Here is a 19,173-nt window from a genome sequence, read left to right on the forward strand (position 1 = left end):
CCGCCACGAGCCGATCGCGCTCGTCGGGATGAGCTGCCAGTACCCCGGCGGGGTGCAGACCCCGGACGAGTTGTGGGACCTGGTCGCCGGTGAGGTCGACGCCGTGGCCGGGTTCCCCACCGACCGGGGGTGGGACCTCGACGGGCTCTACGACCCGGACCCGGACACCGTCGGCACCAGCTACGCCCGCGAGGGTGGTTTCCTCTACGACGCGGCCGAGTTCGACGCCGGGCTGTTCGCCATCACCCCCCGCGAGGCGCTGTCCATCGACCCCCAGCAGCGCCTACTGCTCGAACACGCCTGGCAGTCGATCGAGCGGGGCGGCGTCGACCCCCGGTCGCTGCGCGGCAGCGACACCGGCGTGTTCGTCGGGGTGATGTACAACGACTACGGGTCGCGGCTGATGCCGGCACCGGAGGGCTTCGAGGGGTACGTCGGCAACGGCAGCGCGGCGAGCATCGCCTCCGGCCGGATCGCCTACTCGTTGGGCTTCGAAGGGCCGGCGATCACCGTCGACACCGCCTGCTCGTCGTCGCTGGTGGCGATCCACCTGGCCTGCCAGTCGCTGCGCTGGGGCGAGTGCTCCCTGGCCCTGGCCGGAGGCGTCACGGTGATGGCGACACCGGGGGTGTTCATCGAGTTCTCCCGGCAGCGCGGCCTGTCGCCCGGCGGCCGGTGCCGGTCCTTCTCCGCCGGGGCCGACGGCGCCGGCTGGGCCGAGGGCGTCGGAGTGGTCATGTTGGAGCGGTACTCCGACGCGCTGCGCAACGGGCACCCGGTGCTCGGTCTGATCCGGGGCAGCGCGGTCAACCAGGACGGCGCCAGCAACGGCCTCACCGCCCCGAGCGGGCCCGCCCAGGAACGTGTCATCTTCAACGCCCTCGCCGACGCCCGGCTCACCCCCGCCGACCTCGACGCGGTGGAGGGGCACGGCACCGGCACCACCCTCGGCGACCCGATCGAGGTACGCGCCCTGCAAGCCGTGTACGGCGCCGGCCGGGACGCGCAACGCCCCCTCTGGCTGGGCTCGCTCAAGTCCAACATCGGGCACAGCCAGGCCGCGGCCGGAGTCGGCGGCCTGATCAAGATGGTGCAGGCGATGCGGAACGAGGTGCTGCCCCGGTCCCTGCACGCCGACCCACCGACCCCCCACGTGGACTGGTCGTCGGGCGCGGTACGCCTGCTGCGTGAGGCCGTGGCCTGGCCGGTCGCCGATCGGCCACGTCGCGTCGGCATCTCCTCCTTCGGGATCAGCGGCACGAACGCCCACCTGATCCTGGAGGAGTCGCCACCCCCGCCCGCCGGGGAACACGGGTCCGCGCCGGTGGTGACACCCGACCGCCCGACCGCCTGGCCACTGTCGGGTAACTCGCCCAAGGCACTGCGGGACCAGGCACGACGGCTCGCCGCCCACCTGCGGCGTCGACCGCTGCGGCCGGTCGACGTGGCGTACACCCTGAATCGTCGTCCGCTGTTCGCCCACCGTGCCGTTCTGCTCGGCACCGACCCGGCCGAGCTGCTCACCGGTCTGGACCGGTTGGCCGGCGGCTCGGGCTCCGCCCAGGTGGTGCGGGGCCGCCCCGCCCCGCCCGGCGGTCGTACCCTCGCCATGATCTTCTCGGGTCAGGGTTCGCAGCACGCGGGCATGGGCCGCGACCTCTACCCGGCGTTCCCGGCCTTCGCCGCGGCCCTCGACGCGGCGTGTGCGGCCCTCGACGCGCACCTGCCGGTGGTGCTGCGCGACGTGCTCTTCGCCCCGGCGGGCACCGCCCTCGCCGCGCTGCTCGACCAGACCCGGTTCGCCCAACCTGCCATCTTCGCCGTGGAGGTGGCGCTGTTCCGGCTCCTCGAACGGTTCGGCATCCGGCCCCAACGGCTCGTCGGGCACTCGGTCGGCGAGTTCGCCGCCGCCCACGTCGCCGGAGTGCTCACGCTGGCCGACGCGGCGACCCTGGTCACCGCACGCGGACGACTCATGCAGGAACTGCCGGCCGGCGGCGCGATGGTGGCGGTGCAGGCCACCGAGGCCGAGGTGACACCGATGCTGGTGGACCGGGCCGCCGAGGTCGCCGTCGCCGCCGTGAACGGACCGTCCTCCGTCGTGGTCGCCGGTGACGAGCCGGCGGTCGCCGAGATCGAGGCGGCCTGGGCCGCCCAGGGCCGGCGGACCAGCCGACTGCGGGTCAGCCACGCCTTCCACTCCCCCCGGATGGAGCCCATGCTCGACGAGTTCCGGCGGGTGGCGGCGGGCCTGACCTACCGGCCGCCGACCGTCGAGCTGGTGTCCACCGTGACCGGTCGACCGGTCGGCCCGGGTGAACTGGAGGACCCGGAATACTGGGTGGCGCACGCCCGCCGGCCGGTCCGCTTCGCCGACGCCGTCCGGGCGCTGGCCGCCGCCGAGGTCACCGAGTACCTCGAAGTCGGCCCGGACAGTGTGCTGAGCGCGGTGGTCACCGAGAACCTCGGCGTCGCCGGCACGACCGGTGCGGTGCTGCCGCTGCTGCGCCGCGACGTCGACGAGCCGGTGGCGTTCCTGACCGGGGTCGCGAACTGGTACTGCCGGGGTGGCGGCGTCGACTGGGACGCGCTGACCGACGGGCTGGCCCCGACCACCGTCGACCTGCCCACCTACGCGTTCCAGCGCAAGCACTACTGGCTGGACGCGGTCGCACCGATGGTGGCCACCCGCCGGGCACCCACGCCGCCCGACTCGCTCACCGACGGCAGTGACGAGGCGGAGCCGTCGCTGGCCGTCACCCTGCTGCGGCTACCGGCCGCCGAACGCCGGGCGACCCTGCTGATGGCCCTGCGCGGGCTGGCCGCCGAGGTGATGCGGCTCGACCGGGCCGACGACGTCGCCGCCGACGTCCCCCTGCTCGAACTCGGGTTCACCTCGCTGATGGCGATCGACCTGCGCAACCGGGCCGCCGCCGCCACCGGAGTGGACCTGCCCGCCGCGCTGGTCTACGAGCACCCGACGTTCGAGGCGATCGTCGACTACGTCGACACCCTGATCACCGTCTAGACCCTCCGCCCCACCCCCTGATGGCCCGCGATCGACGCAGAATGAGGTCAGTTGTCATGCCGCAGACCCGTGACTTTTCCGAGGACGCGATCGCTGTCGTCGGCATGTCCTGCCGCCTGCCCGGCGCGGCGAACCCGGCCGCGTTCTGGGCCCTGCTCGCCAGCGGGGGCAACGCGATCGGCGCGGCACCCACCGACCGGTCGGGGCCGACCGCCCCACCCGGCGGCTTCCTCGACGACGTCGCCGGGTTCGACGCCGCCTTCTTCGGCATCTCCCCGCGCGAGGCCACCGCGATGGACCCGCAGCAGCGGCTGATGCTGGAGCTGGCGTGGGAGGCGTTCGAGGACGCCCGGCTGGCACCCGACCAGCTGGCCGGGCGGCCTGCGGCGGTCTACGTCGGCGCCATCCAGGACGACTACGCCCAACTGGCCGGCCGGGTGCCCGCCACCGTCCACACCCTCACCGGGCTGCACCGCAGCGTCGTGGCCAACCGGATCTCCTACACACTCGGCCTGACCGGGCCCAGCGTGGTCGTCGACTCCGGGCAGTCGTCGGCGCTGGTCGCCGTGCACCAGGCCTGCGAGAGCCTGCGCGCCGGGACCGTCTCGCTGGCCCTGGCCGGCGGCGTGAACCTCATCCTGGAACCGGGGAGCACCGCCCGGGTCGGCGAGTTCGGCGGTCTCTCCCCGGACGGCACGGCCTGGGTCTTCGACGCGCGCGCCAACGGCTACGTACGCGGTGAGGGCGGCGGCCTGGTCGTGCTCAAGCGGCTCGCCGACGCGGTGGCCGACGGCGACGACATCTCCTGCGTGATCCTCGGCGGGGCCGTCAACAACGACGGTGGCGGTGCCGGCCTGACCGTCCCGGACGGCGACGGGCAGGCCGACGTGATCCGGCGGGCGCACCGGCAGGCGGGCACCGACCCGGCCCACGTCGGCTACGTCGAGCTGCACGGCACGGGCACGCCCGTCGGCGACCCGGTCGAGGCAGGCGCGCTGGGTGCGACGATCGGCGTGCACCGGCCGGCGGACGCTCCACTGGCCGTCGGTTCGGCCAAGACCAACGTCGGGCACCTCGAAGGGGCCGCCGGTCTGGTCGGTCTGCTCAAGCTCGCGTTGAGCGCCCGGCACGGGCAGATCCCGGCGAGTCTGAACTTCAGCACCGTCAACCCGCGCATCGACCTGGCCGCGCTGAACCTGCAGGTGCAGTGCACGCTCGGGCCGTGGCCGGCGGACGCCGCCGGTGACGGCGACGCCCTGGCCGGCATCTCGTCGTTCGGAATGGGCGGCACCAACGCCCACCTCGTCGTCGGGCGGGCGCCCCGGCCCACCGGCGACCGGACCGACGCGCCGACGCCCCCGCACACCGCCCCCTGGGTGGTGTCCGCTCAGAACCCCGCCGCACTGCGCGCCCAGGCGGCCACGCTGCACCGGTTCCTCACCACCGGTGGCGACGTCGCGGGCGTCGACCTCGGCTACTCGCTCGCGACGACCCGGGCCGCCCTGCGGCACCGGGCGGCGATCCGCGCCGGTGACCGCGCCGACATGCTCGCCGCCCTCGCCGCGCTCGCCGCCGGTGACGACCGACCCGACCTGGTCGTCGGCCGCGCCCAGCCCGGCCGGGTGGTCTTCGTCTTCCCCGGCCAGGGCTCGCAGTGGGAGGCGATGGCCCGTGGCCTGTACGCCGACTCCGCGGTGTTCCGCGACCGCCTCGACGAATGTGCCGACGCGCTGGCCGCGTACACCGACTGGGACCTGCGCGACGTCCTGCTCGGCGGGGACGCCGACCAGTTGGCGCGGGTCGACGTGGTCCAGCCGGTGCTGTTCGCCGTGATGGTGTCGTTGGCGGCACTGTGGCGGGCGCACGGGGTGGAACCCGACGCGGTGGTGGGGCACTCCCAGGGTGAGATCGCCGCCGCGTGCGTGGCCGGCGCGCTGACCCTGCCGGACGCGGCCCGGGTGGTGGCCCTGCGCAGTCGGGCGATCCGGGCCCTGGCCGGCACGGGCGCGATGGCGTCTGTGGCGGCGTCGGCCGAGCGGCTGCTGCCGGTGCTGGAGCAGTGGAGCGACCAGGTGGCGATCGGGGCGATCAACGGCCCCGACTCGACCGTCCTGTCCGGAGCGGTGGACGTGCTGCCGCAGGTGCTCGCCGAGCTGACCGCGCAGGGGGTGCGGTGCCGGGCCATCCCGGTGGACTACGCCTCCCACTCCCCGCAGGTCGAGACGGTCCGCGACGAGGTGCTCGCCCAGCTCACCCCGATCACGCCCACCAGTGCCCCGGTCACCTTCTACTCGTCGGTGACCGGAACGCCCGTCGACACGGCCGGTCTGGACGCCGCCTACTGGTACCGCAACCTACGGCAGACCGTCCGGTTCGAGCCGGCCGCCACGGCGTTGCTCGACGACGGGTACACCACGTTCATCGAGTGCAGCCCGCACCCGGTGCTGGCCGTCGGCCTGCGGGAGACCTTCGCCGCAGCCGGGCAGCCGGCGTCCGTCGTGCCCAGCCTGCGGCGCGACGAGGGCGGCCTCGACCGCTTCCGGCAGGCCGTCGGCCATGCGTACGTCGTGGGTGTCCCGGTCGACTGGACCACGTCCTTCCCGGGCGCACAGCGGATCTCCCTGCCCACCTACGCGTTCCAGCGCAGGCCCTTCTGGATCGACGCGCCCGCAACGGACCCGGGCACGACGACCGTACGGCCCGACGCCGACGCGCCGGTGGCCGAGGAGCCCGTCGGCGACGGGGCCTGGGCGACTGACCTGCGGGAGCTGCCGGCGGAGCGGCGCCTCGACGTCGCCCTGGAGTTGGTCCGGCGGCGGGCCGCCGGCATCCTCGGTCATTCGAACGCCACCGACGTGGACCCGGAGACGACGTTCAAGGAACTCGGCTTCTCCTCGCTCACCGTCGTGGAACTACGCGACCGGCTGGTCGCCGACACCGCCCTGCCGCTGCCGTCCTCGCTCGCCTACGACTTTCCGACTCCGGTGTTGGTGGCGGAGCGGTTGGTGGGTTTGGTGGTGGGTGGGGTTTCGGGTGTGGGTGTTGCGGGTGTGGGTGTGGGTGAGGCGGTGGCGATTGTGGGGATGGGGTGTCGTTTTGGTGGTGGGGTGGGTTCGCCGGGGGATTTGTGGGATGTGGTGTTGGGTGGGGTTGATGTGGTGGGTGGGTGGCCGGTGGATCGTGGGTGGGATGTGGAGGGTTTGGTGGGTGGTGGGGTGCCGGGGTGGGGTGGGTTTTTGGAGGGTGCGGGGGTTTTTGATGCGGAGTTTTTTGGGGTGTCTCCGCGTGAGGCTGTGGTGATGGATCCGCAGCAGCGGTTGGTGTTGGAGGTGGTGTGGGAGGCGTTGGAGGGTGCGGGTTTGGGTGTTGGTTTGGATGGTGTTGGGGTGGGGGTGTTTTTGGGGGTGATGGGTTTGGAGTATGGGCCGCGGTTGTGGGAGGCGGGGGAGGGTGTTGGTGGGTATGTGTTGACGGGTTCGGCGGGGAGTGTGGTGTCGGGTCGGGTGGCGTATGTGTTGGGTTTGGGTGGTCCGGCGGTGTCGGTGGATACGGCGTGTTCGTCGTCGTTGGTGGCGGTGCATCAGGCGGTGGGGGCGTTGCGGTCGGGTGAGGTGTCGTTGGCGGTGGCGGGTGGGGTTGCGGTGATGGGGTCGCCGGGGATGTTTGTGGAGTTTGCGCGTCAGGGTGGGTTGTCGGGGGATGGTCGGTGTAAGGCGTTTTCGTCGTCGGCGGATGGTACGGGGTGGGGTGAGGGTGTTGGTGTGGTGGTGTTGGAGCGGTTGTCGGATGCGCGGCGTAATGGGCATCGGGTGTTGGCGGTGGTGCGGGGTAGTGCGGTTAATTCGGATGGTGCGTCGAATGGTTTGACGGCTCCGCATGGTCCGTCGCAGGAGCGGGTGATTCGTCAGGCGTTGGCGAATGGGGGGTTGTCGGCGGGTGAGGTGGATGTGGTGGAGGCGCATGGTACGGGGACGAGGTTGGGTGATCCGATTGAGGCGCAGGCGTTGTTGGCGACGTATGGTCGGGAGCATTCGGCGGAGCGTCCGTTGTTTTTGGGTTCGTTGAAGTCGAATGTTGGTCATACGATGGCGGCGGCGGGTGTTGCTGGTGTGATCAAGATGGTGTTGGCGATGCGTGCTGGGGTGATGCCGAAGACGTTGCATGTTGATGAGCCGACTCCGCATGTTGATTGGTCGTCGGGTGCGGTGGAGTTGTTGACTGAGGCGCGGGTGTGGGGGGGTGTGGGGCCGCGTCGGGCGGGGGTGTCGTCGTTTGGGATCAGTGGGACGAATGCGCATGTGGTTCTGGAGTATGCGCCGGAGTTCGAGCCGGAGCCGGTGGCGGTGTCGGGTGGTGGTGAGCCGGTGGGGCCGGTGCCGTTGGTGTTGTCGGCGCGGTCGGTGGAGGCCCTGCGGGCGCAGGCGTCGCGACTGGTCCCGGTCGTCGAGCGCGGCGAGTCGCTGGCCGGAATCGCGTCGGTGCTGGTACGTGAGCGTGCCGTGTGGGAACACCGGGCGGTGGTCGTGGGCAATTCCCGCGCTGAGTTGGTCGCCGGTTTGACGGCATTGGCTTCCGGTTCGGACCACGTGTCGACGCTGGCTTCGTCTTCGTCTTCGTCTTCGTCTTCGTCTTCGTCTTCGTCTTCGTCTTCGTCTTCGTCTTTGGTTCCGGTTCCGGTTCCGGTTTCTGTTCCGGGTTCGGGTTCGGGTTCTGTTCCCGGTTCGGGTTCGGGTTCTGTTCCCGGTTCGGGTGTGGTGTTGTCGTCGGGTGTGGTGTCGTCGGGTGTGGTGTCGGGTGGTGTGGTGTCGGGTGGGACGGTGTTTGTGTTTCCGGGTCAGGGGTCTCAGTGGTGGGGTATGGGTCGGGAGTTGTGGGAGTGTGATGCTGTTTTTCGGGGTCGGTTTGAGGAGTGTGTGGGGGTGTTGGGTGGGTTGGTGGATTGGGATGTTCGTGGGGTGTTGTTGGAGGGTGGGGAGGAGTGGTTGGGGCGGGTTGATGTGGTGCAGCCGGCGTTGTTTGTGTTGATGGTGTGTTTGGCGGAGGTGTGGCGGGCTGCGGGTGTGGTGCCGGATGCGGTGGTGGGGCATTCGCAGGGTGAGTTGGCGGCGGCGTGTGTGGCGGGGGTGTTGTCGTTGGAGGTGGCGTTGGGTGTGGTGGTGGGTCGGTCGCGGTTGGTGGGGGAGCGGTTGGCGGGGTTGGGGGGGATGGTGTCGGTGGGGTTGTCGGTGGGGGAGGTGGGTTCGTGGTTGGTGGGTTTTGGTGGTGAGTTGGTGGTGTGTGTGGTGAATGGGCCGGGGTCGTGTGTGGTGGGTGGTCCGGTGGGTTTGTTGGGTGACCTGGTCGGGTTGTTGGAGGGTGGGGGTGTGTGGTGTCGGTGGGTGCCGGTGGATTATGCGTCGCATCATCCGGTGGTGGATGTGGTGCGGGATGAGTTGTTGGGTTTGGTGGGTGGTGTGGTTGGTGGTGTGGGGGATGTGGTGGTGTATTCGTCGGTGCGGGGTGGTGTGGTGTCGGGGGTGGAGTTGGGGGGTGGTTATTGGTTTGAGAATTTGCGGTCGGTGGTGCGGTTTGATGAGGTGGTTGGGGTGTTGTTGGGGGATGGGTTTACGCGGTTTGTGGAGTGTTCTCCGCATCCGGTGTTGTCGGTGGGTTTGCGGGAGTCGTTGGGTGTGGTGGGTTCGGGTGGTGTGGTGGTGCCGACGTTGCGTCGGGGTGAGGGTGGTGTGGGTCGGGTGTTGTTGTCGTTGGGTGAGGCGTTCGTTGCGGGGGTGGAGGTTGATTGGGGTCGGGTCGTTCCGGAGGCTGTCCGGGTCGACCTGCCCACCTACCCCTTCCAGGGCCGCCACTACTGGCTGAACCCGACCGCACCCGGCGGGGCCGACGTCTCGCACGCCGGTCTGACCGCCGTCACCCACCCGCTGCTCGGCGCGGTCGTCGAGCTGGCCGGCAGCGCCGTCACCGGGCTCACCGGCACCCTCTCCCTCGCCGCCCAGCCCTGGCTGGCCGAGCACGCCGTCGGCGACACCGTGCTGCTGCCCGGCACCGCGTTCGTCGAGATGGCGCTGCGTGCGGGCGACGAGGTCGGCTGCGACCACGTCGACGAGCTGACCCTCCAGGCGCCCCTGGTGCTGACCGACCGCACGCCGGTGCACGTCCGGGTGGAGATCGACGAGCCGGCCGGGGACGGTCGCCGCGAGATGAGCATCCACTCCCGGGCCGCCGACGTCGATCTTGGTACCGCCTGGACCTGCCACGCCACCGGCACGCTGGCCCCCGAATCCCCCGACCCCGACGCCCCGGCGCACCCTGCGGTGTGGCCGCCCCAGGGAGCCACCGCCGTGGACGTGCGCGACGCGTACGACGAACTGGCCGACGGCGGCTACCGCTACGGTCCCACCTTCCAGGGGCTGACCGCGATGTGGCAGCGCGGTGACGAGGTGTTCGCCGACGTGCTGCTCCCGGAGGCGGCCCACGCCGACGCCGCCTGCTTCGGCCTGCACCCGGCGCTGCTGGACGCGGCGCTGCACGCGGTGCTCATCCGTGACCGGCTGGCCGGCAGGGACGACCTGCGGTTGCCGTTCGCCTGGCAGGGCGTCACGCTCGCCGCCGCCGGGGCCTCGATGCTGCGGCTGTCGCTGCGTCCCACCGCGACCGGGGCGATCACCCTGACCGCCGCCGACGGCGCCGGCCAGCCGGTGCTCACCGTCGAGTCGTTGACCTTCCGCGAGGTCGACCCGGCCCGACTCGGCACGGCCGCCCGGCCCGACGCGCCCCCGTTGTACGGCCTCGACTGGGTCACCGAGCCCACCGGTGGCACCGTCGACCCGTCGCCGCTGCGGTGCGCCCTGCTCGGGCCGGACCCGTTCGGTCTGGGCGCGGTGCTGACCGACGCCGACCACTACGCCGATCTGCCCGCCCTGGTGGCCGCCGGACGGCAGGTCGACGTCGTCGTGGTGACCCGGCCCGACGCCCCGCAGGGCCCGGCCGTCGACGCGGCGCACGGTGCCGCCAGCTGGGCGCTCACCCTGGCCCAGGAGTGGCTCGCCACCGAGGACCTGGCCGACGCCCGGCTCGCCGTGGTGAGCCGGTACGCGGTCACCACCGACGCGGGCACGACCGCGTCCCCGCCGGCCCAAGCCACCGCCTGGGGGCTGCTGCGCTCGGCGCGGACCGAGAACCCGGGCCGGTTCCTCCTGCTCGACCTGGACGACGACCCCCGTTCGCTGGCCGCGCTGCCGGCCGCCCTCGCCACCGACCGGTCCGAACTGGCCGTCCGCGGCGGGGAGCTGCGGGTGCCCCGGCTGGCCCCGGTGCGCCCCGGCGTGCTGCCGGTGTCCGGGGGCGACTGGCGACTGGACGGCACCGGGTCGGGCAGCGTGGACGGTCTCACCATCGTGGCGGGGCAGACCCCGGTCACCGGGTCGGCCGCCCTCGCCCCGCACGAGGTCCGGATCGCGGTACGGGCCGCCGGCCTGAACTTCCGTGACGTCCTGATCACCCTCGGCGTCTACCCCGGCGAGGCCCGGATGGGCATCGAGGGTGCCGGTGTGGTGACCGAGACCGGCACGGCGGTCACCGACCTGCGGCCCGGGGACCGGGTGATGGGCATGGTGGCGGAGTCGTTCGCCGGCACCGCCACCGTGGACCACCGGCTGCTCGTGCCGATCCCGGCCGGTTGGTCGTACGCCCAGGCCGCCGCGGTACCGATCGTCTTCGCGACCGCCTACTACGGACTCGTCCACCTGGGCGGCCTAAGCGCCGGGGAGTCGGTGCTGATCCACGCCGCAGCCGGTGGCGTCGGGATGGCCGCCGTGCAGTTGGCCCACCAGCTCGGCGCAACGGTGTACGCCACGGCCAGCCCCGCCAAATGGGCGGCGGTACGGGCCCTCGGCGTCCCCGCCGACCGGATCGCCTCGTCGCGTACCGACGGGTTCGAGGCGACCTTCCGGGCCGCTGCCCCGGGTGGCGTCGACGTCGTGTTGAACAGCCTGGCCGGCGACCTGCTCGACGCGTCGTTGCGCCTGCTCGCCGACGGCGGCCGGTTCGTCGAGATGGGCAAGACCGACCTGCGTGACCCGGACCGGGTCGCCGTGGACCACCCCGGCCGCCGTTACCAGGCGTTCGACCTGATCGAGGTCGGTCGCCAGGACCCGGACCTGATCCAGCACATCCTGACCGAGATCGTCGACCGCTTCGCCCGGGGGACGCTGACCCACCTGCCGTCGAGGTGCTGGGACGTCCGGTCGGCCGCCGACGCGTTCCGCCAGCTCAGCCAGGCCCGCCAGATCGGCAAGGCGGTGCTGACCGTACCGGCCGCCTGGGACCCCGACGGCACCGTCCTGATCACCGGGGGCACCGGTACGCTCGGCGGCCTGCTCGCCCGCCACCTGGTCACCCGCCACGGCATGCGGCACCTGCTGCTGGCCAGCCGCCGTGGCCCGGCGGCCCCCGGTGCCGCCGAGCTGGTCGGCGAACTCACCGGACTCGGGGCGACGGTCGAGGTCGCCGCCGTCGACGTGGCCGACCGGGACGCCCTGGACGCCCTGCTGGCCGGTGTCCCGGCGGCGCACCCGTTGACGGCTGTGGTGCACACCGCCGGGGTGCTCGACGACGCCCTGGTCCCCGCGTTGACCGACGAGCGGGTCGCGGCGGTGCTGCGTGCCAAGGCCGACGCCGCGTGGCACCTGCACGAGGCCACCCGCCACCGTGACCTTGCCGGGTTCGTCCTCTTCTCCTCCATCATGGGTCTGCTCGGCAACGCCAGCCAGGCCAACTACGCCGCGGCGAACGTGTTCCTGGACGAGCTGGCCCACGCCCGCCGTGCCGAGGGCCTCCCGGCGATGGCCCTGGCCTGGGGCTTCTGGGACCAGCGCAGTGAGATGACCGGGCAGCTCGGTGACATCGACGTGGCCCGGATCGCCCGCCTCGGCCTGGCCCCGCTGACCGTCGAGGACGGCCTGGCCCTGTTCGACGCCGCGCTCACCGCCGACCGGCCGACGGCCGTCCCGGCCCGGCTCGCCCTCGACGCCCTGCGCTCGCCGGCGGCCGGTGCCGTCCCGGAGCTGCTCACCAGCCTGGTGGGTCGGCGTGAGCGTCGGGTCGCGGCGGCCCGGGTGACGGGCAACGCCCTGGCCGAACAGCTCATCGCGCTGCCCACCGCGGAAGGCGACCAGTTGCTGGTCGAGCTGGTCCGGCAGACCGCCGCCGCGGTGCTCGGTCACGCCTCCGCCGCCCAGGTCCCGGCCCCGGCGAAGTTCAAGGACCTCGGCTTCGACTCGCTCTCCTCGGTGGAGCTGCGTAACCGGCTGAGCGCGGCCACCGGCAGCCGGCTCTCCGCAACCATGGTGTTCGACCACCCCACCCCGACCGCAGTGGCGGCGTACCTCAGGGACGAACTGCTGGGCGGCCGGCCGGCGGTGACGGACGCGCCGCTGCCCACCCGGACCGCGACCGACGACGACCACGTCGCGATCGTCGGCATGGCCTGCCGGCTGCCCGGCGGCGTGGGTTCACCGGACGAGCTGTGGGAGTTGCTGACCAGCGGCGGCGACGCGATCGGCGAACCGCCCAACGACCGCGGCTGGGACCTCGTCGACCTCTTCGACGCCGACCCGGACCGCCCTGGCAAGACCTACGTGCTCGACGGCGGGTTCCTGCCGGAGGCGGGGGAGTTCGACGCCGGCTTCTTCGGCATCTCGCCCCGCGAGGCGCTGGCGATGGACCCGCAGCAGCGGCTGCTGCTGGAGACCTCGTGGGAGGCGCTCGAGCGGGCCGGGATCGTGCCGGAGGCCCTGAGTGGCTCGGCCACGGGGGTCTTCGTCGGCGCGCTCGCCCAGGACTACGGCTCACCGCTGCACGAGGTGTCCGAGGGCCTGGACGGGCTGCGGCTCACCGGGAGGTCCACGAGCGTCATCTCCGGGCGCGTCGCCTACGCGCTGGGCCTGCAGGGCCCGGCGGTGACTGTGGACACGGCGTGTTCGTCGTCGTTGGTGGCGTTGCACCAGGCGGTGGGGGCGTTGCGGTCGGGTGAGGTGTCGTTGGCGCTGGCCGGTGGGGTGTCGGTGATGGCGACCCCCGGCATGTTCGTCGAGTTCTCGCGGCAGCGCGGTCTGTCGGTGGACGGCCGCTGCAAGGCGTTCTCATCCTCCGCCGACGGCACGGGCTGGGGCGAGGGCGTCGGCGTGATCATGTTGGAGCGGTTGTCGGACGCCCGGCGGAACGGGCACCCCGTCCTGGCTCTGGTGCGGGGTAGTGCGGTGAATCAGGACGGTGCGTCGAATGGTTTGACGGCTCCGCATGGTCCGTCGCAGGAGCGGGTGATTCGTCAGGCGTTGGCGAGTGCGGGGTTGTCGGCGGGTGAGGTGGATGTGGTGGAGGCGCATGGTACGGGGACGAGGTTGGGTGATCCGATCGAGGCGCAGGCGTTGTTGGCGACGTATGGTCGGGAGCATTCCGCGGAGCGTCCGCTGTTCCTCGGCTCCCTGAAGTCGAACATCGGTCACACGATGGCGGCGGCGGGGATCACCGGCGTCATCAAGACCGTCCTGGCCATGCGGGCCGGGGTGATGCCGAAGACGCTGCACGTCGACGAGCCGACCACGCACGTGGACTGGTCGTCGGGTGCGGTGGAGCTGCTCACCGAGGCGCGGATGTGGGACGGTGACGGGCCGCGTCGGGCGGGCGTGTCGTCGTTCGGGATCAGCGGCACCAACGCGCACGTGATCCTGGAGTCGGTGCCGGAGCCGGTCGTGGTTACGGGCGACGAGCCGGCGGGGCCGGTGCCGTTGGTGTTGTCGGCGCGGTCGGCGGAGGCGTTGCGGGCCCAGGCGGTGCGGTTGGCCGGGCTCGTCGAGCGCGGCGAATCGCTGGCCGGAATTGCTTCCGGACTGGTGCGGGAACGTTCCCGGTGGGAGCACCGAGCAGTGGTCGTCGGCAATTCGCGCGCCGAGTTGGTCTCCGGTCTGGCGGCCGTGGGATCGGGTTCCGGCGCGGCGTTGGCCGCTGCGGGGAGTTCCGTTTCCGGTCGGGTGGTGTCGGGTGGGACGGTGTTTGTGTTTCCGGGTCAGGGGTCTCAGTGGTGGGGTATGGGTCGGGAGTTGTGGGAGTGTGATGCTGTTTTTCGGGGTCGGTTTGAGGAGTGTGTGGGGGTGTTGGGTGGGTTGGTGGATTGGGATGTTCGTGGGGTGTTGTTGGAGGGTGGGGAGGAGTGGTTGGGGCGGGTTGATGTGGTGCAGCCGGCGTTGTTTGTGTTGATGGTGTGTTTGGCGGAGGTGTGGCGGGCTGCGGGTGTGGTGCCGGATGCGGTGGTGGGGCATTCGCAGGGTGAGTTGGCGGCGGCGTGTGTGGCGGGGGTGTTGTCGTTGGAGGTGGCGTTGGGTGTGGTGGTGGGTCGGTCGCGGTTGGTGGGGGAGCGGTTGGCGGGGTTGGGGGGGATGGTGTCGGTGGGGTTGTCGGTGGGGGAGGTGGGTTCGTGGTTGGTGGGTTTTGGTGGTGAGTTGGTGGTGTGTGTGGTGAATGGGCCGGGGTCGTGTGTGGTGGGTGGTCCGGTGGGTTTGTTGGGTGACCTGGTCGGGTTGTTGGAGGGTGGGGGTGTGTGGTGTCGGTGGGTGCCGGTGGATTATGCGTCGCATCATCCGGTGGTGGATGTGGTGCGGGATGAGTTGTTGGGTTTGGTGGGTGGTGTGGTTGGTGGTGTGGGGGATGTGGTGGTGTATTCGTCGGTGCGGGGTGGTGTGGTGTCGGGGGTGGAGTTGGGGGGTGGTTATTGGTTTGAGAATTTGCGGTCGGTGGTGCGGTTTGATGAGGTGGTTGGGGTGTTGTTGGGGGATGGGTTTACGCGGTTTGTGGAGTGTTCTCCGCATCCGGTGTTGTCGGTGGGTTTGCGGGAGTCGTTGGGTGTGGTGGGTTCGGGTGGTGTGGTGGTGCCGACGTTGCGTCGGGGTGAGGGTGGTGTGGGTCGGGTGTTGTTGTCGTTGGGTGAGGCGTTTGTTGCGGGGGTGGAGGTTGATTGGGGTCGGGTCGTTCCGGAGGCTGTCCGGGTCGACCTGCCCACCTACCCCTTCCAGCACGAGCACTACTGGCTCAAGACCACCCCGTCCGGCGTCACCACCGATCGTGGCGACCATGCGCTGCTCGGCGCCCCGGTGGAGTTGCCCGGCTCCGGCGGGGTGGTGCTGACCGGCACCGTCTCCCTGGCCGGCCTGCCCTGGCTGGCCGCCCACACCGTCGGGGACACCGTCGTACTGCCCGGCACCGCCCTGCTCGACCTGGCGCTGAAGGCCGGCGACGACGTCGGGCTCGACCACGTCGACGCCCTGACCCTGCACGAGCCGTTGACCGTGCCGGCCCGGGCGGCTGTCCACCTGCGGGTGGAGATCGGCGCACCGGGGGACGACGCCCGCCGGCCGCTGAGCATCCACGCCCGACGGGCGGACACCCCGGCCGGAGCGCCCTGGCGCTGCCACGCCTCCGGCACGCTCGCCGCCGGCGTACCGTCGCCGGGTGTCGACCTGACGGTGTGGCCGCCGCCGGCCGCGACCGGAGAGCCCGCCGCCGACGGTGTCGCGCGCTGGCGGCGCGACGGTGAGGTCTTCGCCGAGGTCCGGCTGCCCGACCGGCAGCGCGCCGAGGCGGACCAATTCGGACTGCACCCGGTCCTGCTGGACGCCGCACTGCGGGCCGTCGACGACCCGGCCGACGCGCCGTCCCGGCTGGCCGAGTTGCGCGGCGTGACCCTGCGGGCGGTGGGCGCGACCGTGCTGCGGGTGCACCGTGCCGCGTCGGGGCAGGTCACCGTCGCCGACGCGACCGGTTCCCCGGTGGCGACGATCGCCGCCGTCACCACCCGCCCCTGCCCGACCGGTGAGGTCCGGACCGCGAGCGCCGCCGCCCAGGACGGCCTGTTCCGGGTGGAGTGGGTCCCGGTGTCCACGCCGGCCACCCCGCCGTCGCCGCCGACGATGGTCGTCGTCGGCGCCGATCCCCTGCGGGCCCGCGCCGGGCTGATGTCGGCGGACACCTACGCCGAGGCGTACCCCGACCTGGCCGCGCTCACCGCCGCGGTCGAAGCCGGCGCGGCCCGTCCGGACGTCATCCTGCTCAGCGACACCGACCCCGCGCCGTCGGCCGGCAGCCCCTGGGAGACCAGTCGCCTCGTCACCCTGCGCCCGGACCCGACCGCCGCGGCCCCCCGCCGCCGTGGCCGGGCGGGCACCACCGGAACCGCCGCGGTGCCGGCCGCCGCGGTGCCGGCCGCCGCGGTGCCGGCCGCCGCGGTGCCGGCCGGTGCGACGCCCGCCCATGGCGACACCGTCGTGGTGGACGGCGTCAAGGCGTCCTGGCGGGCACTGACGACGGCGCTCGCCCTGGCCGAACCGCACCTGGTCGTCCGTCGCGGGACGGTGCTGACGCCCCGCCTGGCCCGGGTCACCGTCCCGGTGGACGACGCGACGCCGCCCGACGTCACCGGGCCGGTGCTGGTCACCGGCGGCGCGTCGGCGGCGCGCGGGGCGACCGTGGCCTTCCTGCGCGGGTGCGGGATCGAGGCCGGCGACGGCAGCGGGGACGCAGCCACCACCGTGGTCCGGCTGGACCACCCCGACGCGACGGTCACCAGCGCCACCCCGACCGTCGCGCTGCTGCGGGAACGGCCCGCCGGGGACCTGTCACCCGACGAGCTCGTCCTCGTCGAGGCGGCCTGCCGCGTCGGCGGGTCACTGGTCGTCGCGGCCGGGGCCGGCGCCTGGTCGCGGTCCCCCGACGCCCCGGCGCTGCTGCGGTCGTTGGCCCCGGCCGGCACCCGCCGCACCGCACGGGCCGTCGCCGACGCCCCGGCCGGCCTCAAGCAGCGGCTGGTGCTCGCGCCCGAGGGCGACCGGGACCAGATCCTGCTGGAGCTGGTACGCCGCAACGTCGCGGCGGTGCTCGGCCTGGCGTCGGCCGAAACCGTCGAACGGGACCGGCGGTTCCGGGACGCCGGGTTCGACTCGCTGTCCGCCCTGACGGTCCGCAACCTGATCAGCACGGAGACGGACCTGCGGCTCGCGCCCACGGTGGTCTTCGACCACTCCACCCCCGACGCCCTGGTGCGTCACCTCAGGCAGGAACTGCTCGGCTACTGACGATCCGCCGGCCTGCGGCGGAACACAGCTGAAGAATGGAGGGACCCCGTGCGAGTCGAAGGTGTCTATCTCGACGGGATCGGCCACCACCTACCCGACTGGGTGAGCGCCGAGGACGCGGTCGCGGACGGCCGGTACCGGGCGGAGGTCTTCGAGGCGAGCGGCCTGACCGGGACGCACATCTCGACGAAACTGCCCGCCCTCGACATGGCGGTGCTGGCCGCCCGGACCGCGCTGGAACGGTCCTCGGCCGGGACCGCCGACGTCGAGTCGCACATCCACGCGAGCGTCTACTACCAGGGGCCCGAGGGCTCCTACCCACCCGGCTACATCCTGCGTGAGCTGGGTGTCGCCGGCGCCGGCTCCCTGGAGATCCGGCAGGGGTGCAACGGGCTGCTCGCCGCGCTGGAGATCGCCGTCGGGCAGCTCACCGGCGTGGCCGAACTCGCCGTGGCTCTGCTGACCACCGCCCAGAACTTCGAGACGCCGCTGGTCGACAGGTGGCACGGCTTCGGCGACTCGTACATCCTCGCCGACGGTGCGGCGGCGGCCGTCGTCACCACCGAACCCGGCTTCGCCGAGGTCCGGTCGATCTGTTCCGGCACCCTGCCCGGGCTGGAACGGTGGCACCGTGGCGACGGCCCGTTGACCCCGCCGGTCGAGCAGAGCGCCGAACAGGTGTCGATGACCGCGCGGGCGGCCGCCTTCACCGACGACGAGATGCCGCTGGCCCGGGCCGTGGAGAGCCTCAGCGAGTTCGACGTCGGCATCATCCGCCGGGCGCTGGTCGACGCGGACCTCAACGTCGCCGACCTGGCCCGCGTGATCACCATCAACGAGGACGCCCGGATGACCGAGTTCACCACCCTCGGCCCGCTCGGCATCGACGTGTCTCTATCGACATGGGACTATGGCCGGTCGGTTGGCCACGTCGGCGCCGCCGACCTGGTCATCTCACTGGACCACCTGCTCGACACCGGGCAGGTCCACCCCGGCGACCACCTCCTGCTGGTCTCCCAGGGCCCGGGATGGCTCTGCTCCGCCGCCGTCCTCACCCTGCTGGAGAAGCCGTCCTGGCTGGAGTGAAGTGCCGTTTTAGATGCGTTCTAGGCCCTCTGTCTAGCGTCGAACCGTCACACGTTCCGAGTGCGCAACGGAGGGGATTCAGTGGACGCGATCGTGGCCGACGATGTCGATGCCGGGACCTTTGGCGTACCCGGAGCACGTCTGTATTACGAGGTCCAGGGCCAGGGGCCGGTGTTGCTGGTCCTCCAGGCCGGTGAGGGTGACGCCGGCCGGACCAGCTATCTCGTACAGCAACTCGCCGACCGGTACACGGTGGTGACCTACGACCGGCGCGGCCTGTCCCGCAGCAAACTCGACGGGCCACCCGCAGCGTTGACCATGGAGACCCATGCCGACGACGCGAGCGCCCTGCTCGCCCACCTCACCGACCAGCCGGCCCACGTGCTCGGCTCCGGCTACGGTGCGGCGATCGGGCTCTATCTCTCGCTGCGCCACCCGGAGCAGGTCCGCACCCTGGTCGCCCACGAGGCCCCCACCCTGCGACTGCTGCCGGCGGCCACCCGCGAGCGGGTCGTACGGGGGGTGGCCGCGGCCGAACGCGCCTACCACAACGACGGTTGGGGCCCCGCTATGAAGCAGATGGCGGCACTCAGCGGCATCGACCTGACCACGCTGGAGATGGAACCGGGCGTCGACTTCCAACCGATGACGGTCGACCGGGCCGCGAACATCGAGTTCTTCGTCAAGTACGACGGCCCGGCCTTCCGCAACTGCCAGCTCGACGCCGACGACATCGCCCGGCTCAAGCAGACCGGCATCCGGGTGGTCCCGGCCGGCGGCTGCATCTCACAGGACATCTGGGCGTACGTCTGCGCGGAGGCACTCGCCGACGAACTCGGCACGGCGGTGGTGGAGTTCCCCGGTGGCCGCAACGGCCACACCACCCACCCCCGCGCCTTCTCGGCACGCCTGCACGAGGTGCTCGCCGCCGTCGCCTGA

The 19,173-nt window shown here is 72.1% G+C and carries 2 protein-coding genes and 2 pseudogenes; all 4 read left to right on the forward strand.

What is annotated here, in order from left to right; translation table 11 throughout:
• Positions 1–7 precede the first annotated feature (7 nt).
• A pseudogene (locus ACQP2H_RS09035) lies at positions 8–3,028 on the forward strand (type I polyketide synthase); the annotation flags it as partial.
• Positions 3,029–3,084: 56 nt separating this feature from the next.
• Positions 3,085–17,064 (forward strand): annotated as a pseudogene (locus ACQP2H_RS09040) (SDR family NAD(P)-dependent oxidoreductase); the annotation flags it as partial.
• A 132-nt stretch (positions 17,065–17,196) separates the two neighbouring features.
• Positions 17,197–18,234, forward strand: coding sequence for a ketoacyl-ACP synthase III family protein (locus tag ACQP2H_RS09045; protein WP_219469031.1), 1,038 nt, complete (start codon positions 17,197–17,199; stop codon positions 18,232–18,234).
• An 81-nt stretch (positions 18,235–18,315) separates the two neighbouring features.
• Positions 18,316–19,173 (forward strand): alpha/beta fold hydrolase, encoded by an 858-nt coding sequence (locus ACQP2H_RS09050; RefSeq protein ID WP_208570965.1) that lies wholly within the window; start codon positions 18,316–18,318, stop codon positions 19,171–19,173.

The organism is Micromonospora sp. CA-248260, assembly GCF_050942205.1.
GTDB classification, from domain to species: Bacteria; Actinomycetota; Actinomycetes; order Mycobacteriales; family Micromonosporaceae; genus Micromonospora; species Micromonospora antibiotica.